Source organism: Streptomyces cahuitamycinicus, from assembly GCF_002891435.1.
Classification (GTDB): domain Bacteria; phylum Actinomycetota; class Actinomycetes; order Streptomycetales; family Streptomycetaceae; genus Streptomyces; species Streptomyces cahuitamycinicus.
Map to the genome: position 1 here is coordinate 1 of NZ_POUC01000254.1, position 11,813 is coordinate 11,813.

Genomic DNA, 11,813 nt, shown 5'->3' on the forward strand with positions numbered 1-11,813 from the left:
GCGGGAGCCTGCGCGGGAGCGGTGGTGGTCCCCGCGGCCCCCGCGGCCGCGGTACCCGCCGGAGCCGAGGCGGCAGCCGCCCCCGGCTTGTAGTCGGCGAAGAAGTCCCACCAGGCTCGGTCTACGGAATTCGGGTCCTGGAGGTACTGCTGATAGATCTCGTCGACGAGCCACTCGTTGGCACCGAACGACGCGGCAGGGTTCTTCCCCGCTTGGTCGGTGTCGGTCGAGATGCTCGAGTTACTGGGGGACTGTGGCGACACGGCGGCAACCGCCCTCTTCCGCTTCACAAGATGATGGACAGCGGGAATCAAGGCTACGCCCCCTGGACGGGGAAGGTCAGGCCGGGCCGGTGCAACGTCGTGCAAGTCACATCTGGAACGGTGTTTCAGGGCTTGAAATGGCGGGAAACAAGCGTGGTTCCGCTTGACGAGGGAAGGGCTCGGCACGGCCCCGGGCGCCGATGGCGCGGGCCTGTGCCTGATCACACGTGTCCGTCAGCGCGGACGTCCGTGGATCTTGTGGCTCCGCTTCGAACTTTACGTCAACTTGGCACAGATGACAGTCCCGGAAGGGTGACAAGAATCCGGCAACCCCGCTCGGATTCGGCCACTCCGATCCGGCCCCCGTGCAGGTCCACCGCCCAGCGGGCGATCGCAAGGCCGAGACCGGTGCCGCCGTCGCTGCCCGGCCCCTGCGGGCGCTTGGCGCTGCCGCGGTTGAACCGCTCGAAGACGCGGTGCCACTCGGACTTCGGGATGCCGGGGCCCTCGTCCAGGACCTCCAGCTCCAGCGACTCCGGCACGGGGCCGCGCCGCGCCTTGACCGTCACCCGGCCGTGCGGCGGGCTGTGCTTGACCGCGTTGTCGATGAGGTTGGCGACGACCTGGTGGATGCGCTCCGGGTCCGCGTGCGCGGTCAGCTCCGGTGGGTGGACGTCGAGGTGCAGATGGACGTCCGTACGGGTGTGGCTGCCCGAACCGGTGGCGATCCCCGCGCGCACCGAGGCGACCATGTTGGCCTCCTTCAGCACGCCCGACAGATACGGCCACACCTCGAACCGCCGCTGTTTCAGCGGGACGACGCCGTTGTCCAGGCGCGACAGGTCCAGCAGCGTCTCCACCAGCCGGCCGAGGCGCTCGGTCTGCTTCAGTGCCGTGCGCATGGTCTCCGGGTCGGCCCGTGTGACCCCGTCGACGATGTTCTCCAGCACCGCGCGCAGCCCCGCGATGGGTGTCCGCAGCTCGTGCGAGACGTTCGCCACCAGCTCCTTGCGCTGGCTGTCCTGGGCCTCCAGCTCGTCGGCCATGGCGTTGATCGTCACGGCCAGATCGCCCAGCTCGTCACGGCGGTTCTCGCGCGTCCGGCGCGTGTAGTCGCCCTGCGAGATGGAACGGGCCACCGCGGTCATCTCGTCCAGCGGCGCGGTGAGCGAATGGGCCACGAACTGCGTAATGAGCAGTGTGGCGATCATCGAGAAGACCGTGATGAAGCGCAGCTCCGTCTTCGTGTGCACCGCGATCACCGACAGGCCCGTGGTGATCAGCACCGAGATGACGACCAGCGCGCCCAGTTTGGTCTTGATCGAGAACGGGCTCACCCCGCCCCAGGGTTCCGGCTCCCCGGGGTTTCTCCGTCCGGCCGGCCCGCCGCTCATGGCGTCGGGGTCTCCAGGGCGTAACCCACGCCGTGCACCGTACGGATCCGCTCGGCGCCGATCTTCCGGCGCAGCGCCTTGATGTGGCTGTCGACCGTGCGGGTGCCGGAGGCGTCCGCCCAGTCCCAGACCTCCGCGAGCAGCTGCTCACGGGAGAGCACCGCGCGCGGGGTGTTCGCGAGGCACACCAGCAGGTCGAACTCGGTGGGCGTGAGGTGGACGTCCTCGCTGCGCACCCGGACCCGGCGCTGCGCGTGGTCGATCTCCAGCTCACCGAGGCGCAGGATGCCGGAGCGGGGGGTGGCCGCCGCGATGGCGGCCCGCTCCACCCGGCGCAGCAGGACGTGCACGCGCGCCGCCAGCTCCCGCATCGAGAACGGCTTGGTCATGTAGTCGTCGGCGCCGACGCCGAGCCCGACCAGCATGTCCGTCTCGTCGTCGCGCGCGGTGAGCATCATCACCGGCACGGGGCGGGCGGCCTGCACACGTCGGCAGACCTCCAGGCCGTCGAAGCCGGGCAGCATGATGTCGAGGATCAGCAGGTCGGGCTGCCACGCCTCGGCCGTGTCGACCGCGGCCGGTCCGTCACCCGCTGTTTGCACGAGGAATCCCTCGGCACGCAGGCGGGTCGCGATGGCGTCCACGATCGTGGCGTCGTCCTCGACGACCAGGACCCGGCGCTGTGCGCCCGGAGTAGCCGTCGCCGAACCGTTGTGGGAGGTCTGTGTCTGCTCCATCGCCCGCCCCTGGGGTGTGCTTTCCCGGAATCAGTGGGGTGATTCCTTCTGACTGGCTATGCCTGCGCATGGTTGCGATTGACGCTTGAATGATCGGCGTCAGGGGAGCAGCGTACGGGGAGTCAGCACACCTTTGCTATCCAGGGCTGATGGCGAGGTGCACGACGTCCGGAACGCCCCGGGCAACCGGGATCTCTTCGGTACGCACCCGCTGGAACCCGGCATTCCGCAAGGTTTCCTCGAATTCGGGAGACGGCTGGGCGGACCAGACGGCGAGAACCCCGCCCGGTTTCAACACCCTTGCGCAGCTTGCCAGTCCGGTTTCCCGGTAGAGACTTCCGTTGCCGTCCGTGACGGTCCAGTCGGGTCCGTTGTCGATGTCGAGGCACAGGGCGTCGTATGTGTCGGATGTCTCATTGACGTGCGCGACGAGATCCGCCTCGACGATTTTCGTGCGAGGGTCCGAAAGGGCCCGGGCGGAGAGCGCGGCGAGCGGGCCGTCGCGATGCCATTCGACGATCGCGTGCTCCCGTTCCACCACCGTGATCCCTCCCCAGCGCGGGTCCGCCGCTGCGTGCGCGAGGGAGAAGCCGACGCCGAGCCCGCCGATCAGGACGTCGGGATGGTCCCGGCCGGCCAGGGCTTCCAGGGCCGCGTCGACCAGCCGCCGCTCCGAGCGGCCGTCGGAGGTGTCCATCAGGAAACAGCCGTTGGCGATGATCTCCAGCCGGTCTCCGTGCCGGCGCAGCACCACCTCGCCGTGCGGGCCCTCGCGGCGGTCCAGGACATCGGGGATGTCGTACGGGGTAGGCATGGCGGCATTTTGGCAGGGACGGTGGGCGTGGCGCCCGGCAATTCCCCGCGCCCCGGGGCGGACGCGGCGCGCGGCTTTCGGGTTGCTGTGCGTCGGCTCGCGCGTGGCGCTGGTCACAGACAGCGGGGTGCCCGGGGCGAAGGCTGGGGCGTGACGGAAGGAGCGCCCGCTGTGGAACGCGCCGTGCCGCCCCACGAGACGGCCCCGCCGGCGCCGGGGGCGCCGCCCGTCTCCGACGTGCCGGGGCCGGGGGTCCCGCCCCTCTCCGACGTGCCGGGGCTGCTGGACGGGATGCCGCGGCAGCGGGGCCCGCGCGAGACGGCGGCGACGGGAGTACGGGAGCCCGTCCCCGGGGGAGTCCACCGCGCGCGCCACGCGCTGCGCGGCGCCGCGGCCGCGCCCCGGCTGCGGGCGCTCCGCCCCTGGCGGCTGCTGCCCACCCCCACGGGAACGCCGTTCACCTTCGGATACGCCACCCTCCTCTGCCTCACCTCACTGATCTCCGCAAACGCGGACCCGGCCCTGGTGCACGCGCTGCTCCAGGGCTCCAGCACGGACGTGGCGCACCTGGTGCGCTCGCCGGGACTGGTGCTGATCGGCAGCGCGCTGTGGGTCGCGGGCGGGGTGACCTCGCCCTTCACCATCGTCTTCCTGCTGGTGCTGACCGCGCTGGAACGGCGGATCGGGAGTCTGCGCACGGCTGGTGTCTTCCTGCTCGGGCACGTTTTCGCCACCCTCGCGACCGAGGTGCCCGTGGGGCTCGCGGTGCTGGCCGGGCACCTGCCCGGCAGCTCCCTGCACCGCCTCGACTACGGCGTCAGCTTCGGCGTCGCCGCCGGCATCGGGGCCCTGGCCGGTCTGCTGCCGCTCGGGCTGCGCCTGCCGCTGCTGGCCGCCTTCGGCTTGATGCTCCTCCAGGACCTGCTCGCCTTCACCGACCCGATGACGAACTGGGGGCACCTCATCGCCCTGGGCATCGGGATCGCGACCTGGCCGGTGCTCCGGCGCATGCGTGCGACGGGCCTCGGCCCGGCCGGGCACTGACCGCCAGGCCCCTCAGCTCCGGGCGTCGGCCGACGGCGCGTACTTGGCGCTGGTCAGCGGGGCCACGACCTTCCAGCCCAGCGCTTCGTAGAGCCCTCGCCCCGCAGGTGTCCCGGCCAGGACGCCGGTCCGTGCGCCCTGCCGGACCGCGACGTCCTGCAACGTCCGCATGACGAGACTGCCCATGCCCTTGCGCCGGTGCTCGGGGGCCGTCTCGATCTGGTCGACGACGGCGGTCTCGCCGGTCGGGGTGACCTGGCCGCGCGCCGCAAGGGACCCGTCCGGCGCGGCCACCATCACCCGGGTCACCCCGCCGCGCGACCAGCCGCGCAGCCGGAAGCCGTCGGGAGCGGCCGGAGCGCCGTCCGCCGTCAGCGGAAGCGTCATCAGATATCCGGGCTCGGGGTCGATCCACCAGGTGTCGTCGAGCCAGCCGGAGACCACCGACGGGTCCCGGAAGGCCTTGAGCCAGACGCCGTGCCCGGTCACGGCTCCGGCCACCTTGCGGACGGTCGTCTCGTCGAGGCCGTCGCCCGTGGAGCCGAACACGTGCCGCGTGACGTGCCCGTGCATCCCCATGTCGATCGTCCAGCCCCAGGGCTCCGCCGTGGGCGGAGCGGCCCCGCGGGACACGACCCACCCGTCCACCCATGCCTGCACGGTTCCGTCCATGCCATCCCCCCCCCCGTAATGAGCGCAGCATCCGAACGTCTATTACGTCTATGACTCACCGGACCTTATGCGCCCTCCCGCTCCCGGTGGCACGGGTGATCGCTGACAGCGAACGGCGGCCGGGGAACATCCGGGCGCCGTCAAGCATTGAGTCGGCATAGCTCAACTTGACTGCCGAAGGGGAGATCATGGCTTCGACGTCCACACCGCTCACCCTGCCCGTGCTGCCGCTCGACGGCGAGGTCGTGCTGCCCGGGATGGTGGTCCCGCTGGACCTGAGCGACTCCGAGGTCCGTGCCGCGGTGGAGGCCGCTCAGGCCGCTGCCCGGTCAACGCCCGGAAAGCCCCGGGTACTCCTGGTGCCACGCATCGACGGGACCTACGCGAACACCGGTGTCCTCGGCACCGTCGAGCAGGTCGGCCGGCTCGCCGACGGCGACCCGGGCGCCCTGATCCGCGGCCGGAGCCGGGTGCGCATCGGCGCGGGAACGACCGGTCCCGGCGCCGCACTCTGGGTGGAGGGGACCCGCGTGGACGACACCGTCGCGGACCCGCTCCCCGGACATGTCGCCGAACTGGTCAAGGAGTACAAGGCCCTCGCCACCGCCTGGCTGCGCAAGCGCGGAGCCTGGCAGGTCGTCGACCGGGTCCAGGCCATCGACGACGTCTCCGCGCTCGCCGACAACTCCGGCTACTCGCCGTTCCTGACCACCGACCAGAAGGTCGAACTGCTGGAGACCACCGACCCGGTGGCCCGGCTCAAGCTCGCCGCCCAGCACCTGCGCGACCACCTCGCCGAGCAGGACGTCGCGGAGACCATCGCCAAGGACGTCCAGGAGGGCGTCGACAAGCAGCAGCGCGAGTTCCTCCTCCGCCGCCAGCTGGAAGCCGTACGCAAGGAGCTGCGCGAACTCAACGGCGAGCAGGACGGCGAGGAGTCCGACGACTACCGCGCCCGCGTGGAGGCCGCCGACCTGCCGGAGAAGGTCCGCGAGGCCGCCCTCAAGGAGGTCGACAAGCTGGAGCGGTCCTCCGACCAGTCGCCCGAGGGCTCCTGGATCCGCACCTGGCTCGACACGGTCCTGGAGATGCCGTGGAACGAGCGCACCGAGGACTCCTACGACATCCGGGGCGCCAAGGGCGTCCTGGACGCCGAACACTCCGGTCTGGAGGACGTGAAGGAGCGGATCACCGAGTACCTGGCCGTGCGCAAGCGGCGCGACGACCGGGGACTCGGCGTCGTCGGCGGGCGGCGCGGAGGTGCCGTGCTCGCGCTCGTCGGGCCGCCCGGCGTCGGCAAGACCAGCCTGGGCGAGTCCGTCGCCCACGCCATGGGCCGCAAGTTCGTGCGCGTCGCCCTCGGCGGGGTGCGCGACGAGGCCGAGATCCGAGGCCACCGGCGTACGTACGTCGGTGCCCTGCCGGGCCGGATCGTCCGCGCCGTCAAGGAGGCCGGGTCGATGAACCCGGTCGTGCTGCTCGACGAGATCGACAAGGTCGGCTCGGACTTCCGGGGCGACCCGGCCGCCGCCCTGCTGGAGGTCCTCGACCCGGCGCAGAACCACACCTTCCGGGACCACTACCTGGAGGTCGAGCTGGACCTGTCGGACGTGGTCTTCCTCGCGACCGCCAACGTACTGGAGGCGATCCCGGAGGCGCTGGCCGACCGCATGGAGATCGTCCGCCTGGACGGCTACACCGAGGACGAGAAGGTCGTCATCGCCCGCGACCACCTGCTCCCGCGCCAGCTGGAGCGGGCCGGGCTGGACCAGGACGAGGTGGCCATCGACGAGGGCGCCCTGCGCAAGCTCGCCGGTGAGTACACGCGCGAGGCGGGCGTGCGCACCCTGGAGCGGTCGATCGCACGGCTGCTGCGCAAGGTCGCCGCCCAGCACGAACTGGGGGAGCGGAAGCTGCCGCTCACCGTCCGGGACGAGGATCTGCGCGACCTGATCGGCCGCCCGCACCACGTGCCCGAGTCCGCCCAGGACCCGGCCGAGCGGCGGACGTCCGTGCCGGGCGTGGCGACCGGGCTCGCGGTGACCGGAGCCGGTGGTGACGTGCTGTACGTCGAGGCGTCGCTGGCCGACCCGGAGACGGGCGCGGCCGGGCTGACCCTGACCGGCCAGCTGGGCGACGTGATGAAGGAGTCGGCGCAGATCGCGCTGAGCTTCCTGCGCTCCCACGGCGCCGAGCTCGAACTGCCGGTGGCCGATCTGAAGGACCGGGGTGTGCACATCCACTTCCCGGCGGGCGCGGTCCCCAAGGACGGCCCGAGCGCGGGCATCACCATGACGACGGCCCTCGCGTCCCTGCTGTCCGGCCGGCTGGTCCGCACGGACGTGGCGATGACCGGCGAGGTCTCGCTGACCGGGCGGGTCCTGCCGATCGGCGGTGTGAAGCAGAAGCTGCTCGCGGCGCACCGGGCCGGTGTCACCACGGTGATCATCCCCAAGCGCAACGAGCCCGACCTGGACGACGTCCCGGCGGAGGTGCTGGACAAGCTCGACGTCCACACCGTCACCGACGTCCGCCAGGTCCTGGAGCTGGCGCTCGCGCCCGCCACCGCGGGTGTGACGCCGGAGGTTCCGGTGGCCGCGTGACGGAGGTCATCGGATGAGAAGGCCCGGGTTCCCGTGAGGGAGGCCCGGGCCTTCACCGTGTGATGACCCTGTGTACGCGCACGCCATTGACCTGCGGAATACTTGCCGGACTGCGGCGAGGGCGGCAGGTGGCGGAGAATTCCAGTACCGGACTCACAGGGCCGGGCGACGACCGAGGCAGGGGCTGACGTGCACGAGGAAGGCAACGACGGACACCGCGACGCCGGTGTGGCCGCGAGCGGTGTGGACCAGCCCGCCTTCCTGGCACTGGAACGCGAGCTGACCGTGTTGCTGCGGCGCGCCCGGGCCAGCCAGGGCGAGATGGCCCGCGAGGTCCACCCCGACCTGGAGTCGTCCGCGTACGGCCTGCTGGTCCGGCTGGACGAGTGCGGGAAGCAGCGGGCCACCGAACTCGCCGGCTACATCGGGGTCGGCAAGGCGACGATGTCCCGCCAGCTGCGCGCCCTGGAGGAGCTAGGGCTGGTCGCGCGCGAGCCCGACCCCGCCGACGGACGCGCCTGGCTCGTCGCCCTCACCCAGGAGGGTCACGACCGCGTCCGCCGGGTCCGGGAAGCCCGCCGCGCCCGGTACGCCGGCCGCCTGGCCGACTGGGACTCCCGCGAGGTCACGGAACTGGCCCGGCTGCTGAACCAGCTCAACCGGGGCATGGAGAAGTAGCGCCGGGTGGGTTCAGGGCCGCGGACGCGCATGCCTGGCCGGGCTCGAACGGGGCATGGAGGAGTGGCGCCGGGTGGGCCCAGGGCCGCGGACGCGTGTGCCGGGCCGCGCGTCTGCGACGTGATCGAACGGCAGGCCCTCAGAACTCGACGAACGCCACCGTCGCGTCGTCGTGCCGCTTGCTCCGGCCGAGGAACGTCGCGGCGCTGTCCGACCGCTCCAGCGTCCGGACACGGTCCACCAGGGCCTGCGGGCCCTCCTTGCGGACGAGCCGGAAGCAGTCCGTCCAGTCGCCCTCCCCGAACCGGTCCACCCAGCGGGCGGCGCCGTCCGTCAGCGCGGCCAGGGCACGGACCCGTTCGCGGGGAACGGTTCCGGTCACCGCCCGGGCCGCCACCGAGGGGTCGGCCGCCGCAGTGAAGAAGCCGCCCTCCATGTTGCGGAGCGTGGAGTCCACCAGCGCGTCCGTCGCCAGCGCCGAGCGGGGGAGCAGGGCCAGCCGGTCGTCGAGGACGGGTGTCACCACGCCGTCCGGGGACTCCAGGAGAAGGGCCGAGTCGGACAGGACCAGATATTCCACGGTGTCCGGATTCCAGCGGGTCACGACCACCGTGGCCTGAGGGGTTCGAGGGTGAGAAAGGTCACAGGTTGCGGCGTGTGCCTCGGAGGTACGCGCGATGGCGTGGGACAGGGCGTCGACGAGGGGGATATCCGGGAGTGAAACGGTCAGTTCGGTCAGTGCGCCGCCGAGGCGTGCCGTGAACCAGGGGACGGAATGCAGACAGCCCGTCCCGGTCCTCGGCGGCGTGACCCCGTCCAGGACGACCACCGAACCGCCCTGCCCCGAGGCCGGTAGCCCGACACCGGCGAAGTCCTCGTTGGGGCGGTCGGCGTCTCCCGGCTCCGAGGCGAGTTCAGTACGCATCCGGCCAGTCTGCACGAGCCCTTCACAGCGTCCGCAAAAGGCTGCCAATGGTTGCCGTACGGGCGCAGCCGCGCAGGTCAGACGCCGGGTTTGGGCTGGAATGATTTGTTCCGGGAAGGCGTGGTGGCGAATACTGCCACCGGCCGTCGCCGCCGTCCAACCGGCGTGCCGCGCAAGGTCCCTGCAAGGGCCTGCGGAACTTGCCCCTCAACTCCCAACCGGGGTTCACTCCTTCGGGTGGCGGGTCAGGTGATGCGCGTGCGCTGCCCACCGGCGCTGGGAGGGTCGGGAAGTGTACCGGGAGTACGCACCAGTTGACGGAGCGTCATCCGGGCCCAACGGTTCACGAGTCAGGAATGCGAGCACCGGTGCAGAAGACGCGGCCTCGTCGCACAGGCAAGCAGACGGCCCCCGTTCAGGGTGCTGAGCCGACGCCCCCCACCGGCAAGGGACGCCCCACCCACGTACGTAACCGGCTGATCGTCGCCGTGGCCGTGGTCGCCGCGGCCATCGCCGGCGCCGGCGCCCCCTCCGTCCTCGCCGCCTCGGGGCAACTCCACGACAGCCAGGAGCTGGTGACGCTCGCGGAGCAGACGCAGGACGCCCTCGCCCTCGCGCACTCCCTCGCCGACGAGCGGGACGACGTCACCTCCTACATCGCCGCCGGGCGCCCCAAGTCCAAGGCGCCCTCCGAGCAGCACAGCGCCCGGGTGGACCGGCAGGTCGAGGAGCTGCGCTCCGACACCGACACGCCCGCCTCGCTGCGCTCCGACCTCGACGACATAGCGGCCGTACGCAGGGCAGCGCTCACCGGCAAGAGCAGCGCCCTCGAAGCGCACCAGGCGTACTCCGCCGCCATCACCGAACTACACCGGCTCGCCGAGCAGCTGGCGCAGCAGACGCCGCCGCGCGCCGGCTCCGGCTCGTACGCGCTGGCCGAGCTGGACTCCGCCGTCCAGCAGGCCGCCTCGGCCCGCGGGCTGCTGCTCGCCGCGCTGAGCGTGCCGCGCAGCACGGAGACGGTCATCGACCCCGTCACCGGCCTGCCGACCGAGACCTCCGCCTCCTCGGACGAGGACACCCGGCAGCGCGACGCCCTGAGCGCCGCCGCGCAGCAGGCCCGGCTGCGTTCCGACGCGGCCCTGGCCGACTTCCGCGGCACCGCGCCCAAGCCGGCCCGCGCCTCCTTCGACTCCACGGTCACCGGCACCGAGGTCAACTCAGCCGACAAGTACCTCGCCACCCTGACCGACCAGCCGACGCTCTCCCGCAGCGACCTCGCCACCAGCGGCAAGAGGCTGGACGCGGCCCTGTCCGCCCGCGTCGACCTGATGCGCGGCGTGGAGTCGGCCCTCTACGACCGCCGCACCAAGGACCTCGAGGCGCTGCGCGACGACGACGTCACCTCGCTGGAGATCCGCGTCGCCGTCCTCGGCGCCCTCATGCTGCTCGCCGTCGGCGTCGCCACGGGCATGGCCCGCAGCCTCACCCGGCCGCTCGCGGTCCTGCGCCTGGGGTCGAAGCGCCTCGCCGAGGCCGAGGACCCGGCGGCCGAGGAACCGGTGAAGTTCACCGGCCGCAACGACGAGTTCGCCCAGGCCGTCCGCTCCGTCAACGCCCTGCACGCGCACGCGGCCGCCCTCACCGAGCGGATCACCACGCTGGAGTCCGACCGCAAGCACCTGGTCGGCCAGCGCCAGAAGATGGCCGACGCGCGCGAGGAACTGCGCGGTGAACTCGCCGAGTCCGCCGCCCAGCTGGAGCGGCTGCGCACGGCCATCGGCGGTACGTTCGTCAACCTCGCCCTGCGCACCCTCGGTCTCGTCGAGCGGCAGCTGGCCGTCATCGAGAACCTGGAGGAGCGCGAGCAGGACCCGGACCGGCTCGCCACGCTGTTCAAGCTCGACCACTTCGCCACGGTCATGCGCCGGCACAGCGAGAACCTGCTGGTCCTCGCCGGCACCGAGCACGTCCAGCACGCCGCCGGGCCCGTGCCGCTGGTGGACGTCGTCCGCGCCGCGGTCAGCGAGATCGAGCGGTACGAGCGGGTCCGGATCGCCGCGCTGCCGCCGCACGCGCACATCGCCGGGTTCGCCGCGGACGACCTCTCCCACCTGCTGGCCGAACTCATGGAGAACGCCACGACGTTCTCCCCGCCCGACCTGCCGGTCGAGATCTCCGGCTGGCTGCTGGAGAACGGCGAGGTCATGCTCTCCGTCCAGGACGAGGGCATCGGCATGACCGAGGACCGGCTGGAGCGCCTCAACTCCCGCCTCACCGACTTCGACCCCGAGGCGCCCTACGACCAGGAGGGCGAGGACGGTCTCGGCCTCGGCCTGTACGTCGTGGCCCGGCTCGCCCACCGCCACGGTGTGCGCGTCCAGTTGCGCGAGCAGAAGCAGGGCGGTGTCGCGGCCGTCGTCGTCCTGCCGCGCACGCTCCTCGCCGCCGCCCCGGCCGTGGCGGTCCCGGCCTCCGGCCCCCTCGCCGGCACGACGCACTCCGTCTCCTTCCCGGGCGCCGACGCCGAGGCCAACTCCAACGTCCTGTCCGGCCGCGCGGCCGGCGACGACCCGTTGGTGGCCTTGGCGGAGAAGGCGGTACGCCAGGACGAAGCCGAGGCAACCACCGCAACGCCCGACCCGGAACCGGCCGGGGCGACGGGAGCGGCTGAGGCGACACC

General features: G+C 72.1%; 10 protein-coding genes. 4 read left to right on the forward strand and 6 right to left on the reverse strand.

The window, feature by feature from the left end; all coding sequences use genetic code 11:
- The 4 genes from C1J00_RS27915 to C1J00_RS27930 form a co-directional block, all read right to left on the reverse strand.
- A partial coding sequence (locus tag C1J00_RS27915; protein ID WP_146046270.1) for a 2-oxoglutarate dehydrogenase E1 subunit family protein occupies window positions 1-263 on the reverse strand: 263 nt, incomplete at its 3' end.
- A 281-nt stretch (window positions 264-544) separates the two neighbouring features.
- Window positions 545-1,657 carry a sensor histidine kinase gene (locus C1J00_RS27920; protein ID WP_102911777.1) on the reverse strand — a complete coding sequence of 371 codons (1,113 nt, stop codon included), beginning with the start codon at window positions 1,655-1,657 and terminating at the stop codon, window positions 545-547.
- The gene (locus tag C1J00_RS27925; protein WP_030851757.1) at window positions 1,654-2,394 is read right to left on the reverse strand and encodes a response regulator transcription factor; all 741 of its coding nucleotides are present in this window, start codon (window positions 2,392-2,394) and stop codon (window positions 1,654-1,656) included. Before C1J00_RS27925 ends, C1J00_RS27920 begins: the two co-directional genes overlap by 4 nt.
- 136 nt (window positions 2,395-2,530) lie before the next feature.
- A complete protein-coding gene (locus C1J00_RS27930) occupies window positions 2,531-3,208 on the reverse strand; it encodes a spermine/spermidine synthase domain-containing protein (RefSeq protein ID WP_102911778.1) in 678 nt (225 codons plus the stop codon).
- 171 nt (window positions 3,209-3,379) lie between these two features.
- On the opposite strand from C1J00_RS27930, the gene C1J00_RS27935 reads away from it, so the two are divergent.
- Window positions 3,380-4,252, forward strand: a complete 873-nt coding sequence (locus C1J00_RS27935; RefSeq protein ID WP_102911779.1) for a rhomboid-like protein — start codon at window positions 3,380-3,382, stop codon at window positions 4,250-4,252.
- A 12-nt stretch (window positions 4,253-4,264) separates the two neighbouring features.
- Here C1J00_RS27935 and C1J00_RS27940 read toward each other — a convergent pair whose 3' ends face one another.
- Entirely contained in the window at window positions 4,265-4,924 is a 660-nt protein-coding gene (locus tag C1J00_RS27940; protein ID WP_102911780.1) for a GNAT family N-acetyltransferase, read from the reverse strand.
- A 188-nt stretch (window positions 4,925-5,112) separates the two neighbouring features.
- Between C1J00_RS27940 and lon the strand changes: the two genes are divergently transcribed.
- Both lon and C1J00_RS27950 read left to right on the forward strand, forming a co-directional pair.
- Window positions 5,113-7,527, forward strand: a complete 2,415-nt coding sequence (gene lon / locus C1J00_RS27945; RefSeq protein WP_102911781.1) for an endopeptidase La — start codon at window positions 5,113-5,115, stop codon at window positions 7,525-7,527.
- Between the two features lie 189 nt (window positions 7,528-7,716).
- Window positions 7,717-8,205 (forward strand): MarR family winged helix-turn-helix transcriptional regulator, encoded by a 489-nt coding sequence (locus C1J00_RS27950; RefSeq protein WP_102911782.1) that lies wholly within the window; start codon window positions 7,717-7,719, stop codon window positions 8,203-8,205.
- Between the two features lie 139 nt (window positions 8,206-8,344).
- On the opposite strand, the gene C1J00_RS27955 is transcribed toward C1J00_RS27950, so the two are convergent.
- Window positions 8,345-9,130, reverse strand: coding sequence for a protein phosphatase 2C domain-containing protein (locus tag C1J00_RS27955; protein ID WP_102911783.1), 786 nt, complete (start codon window positions 9,128-9,130; stop codon window positions 8,345-8,347).
- Window positions 9,131-9,498: 368 nt separating this feature from the next.
- On the opposite strand from C1J00_RS27955, the gene C1J00_RS27960 reads away from it, so the two are divergent.
- Window positions 9,499-11,813: sensor histidine kinase (locus C1J00_RS27960; protein ID WP_245936533.1), on the forward strand; the 2,315-nt coding region annotated here is incomplete at its 3' end.

What these genes read in the sequence shown, in the direction of transcription:
- C1J00_RS27920 (WP_102911777.1), bottom strand. Translation starts at nt 1,657, where the DNA reads ATGAGCGGCGGGCCGGCCGGACGGAGAAACCCCGGGGAGCCGGAACCC.
- C1J00_RS27930 (WP_102911778.1), bottom strand. Translation starts at nt 3,208, where the DNA reads ATGCCTACCCCGTACGACATCCCCGATGTCCTGGACCGCCGCGAGGGC.
- lon (WP_102911781.1), top strand. Translation starts at nt 5,113, where the DNA reads ATGGCTTCGACGTCCACACCGCTCACCCTGCCCGTGCTGCCGCTCGAC.
- C1J00_RS27925 (WP_030851757.1), bottom strand. Translation starts at nt 2,394, where the DNA reads ATGGAGCAGACACAGACCTCCCACAACGGTTCGGCGACGGCTACTCCG.
- C1J00_RS27955 (WP_102911783.1), bottom strand. Translation starts at nt 9,130, where the DNA reads ATGCGTACTGAACTCGCCTCGGAGCCGGGAGACGCCGACCGCCCCAAC.
- C1J00_RS27940 (WP_102911780.1), bottom strand. Translation starts at nt 4,924, where the DNA reads ATGGACGGAACCGTGCAGGCATGGGTGGACGGGTGGGTCGTGTCCCGC.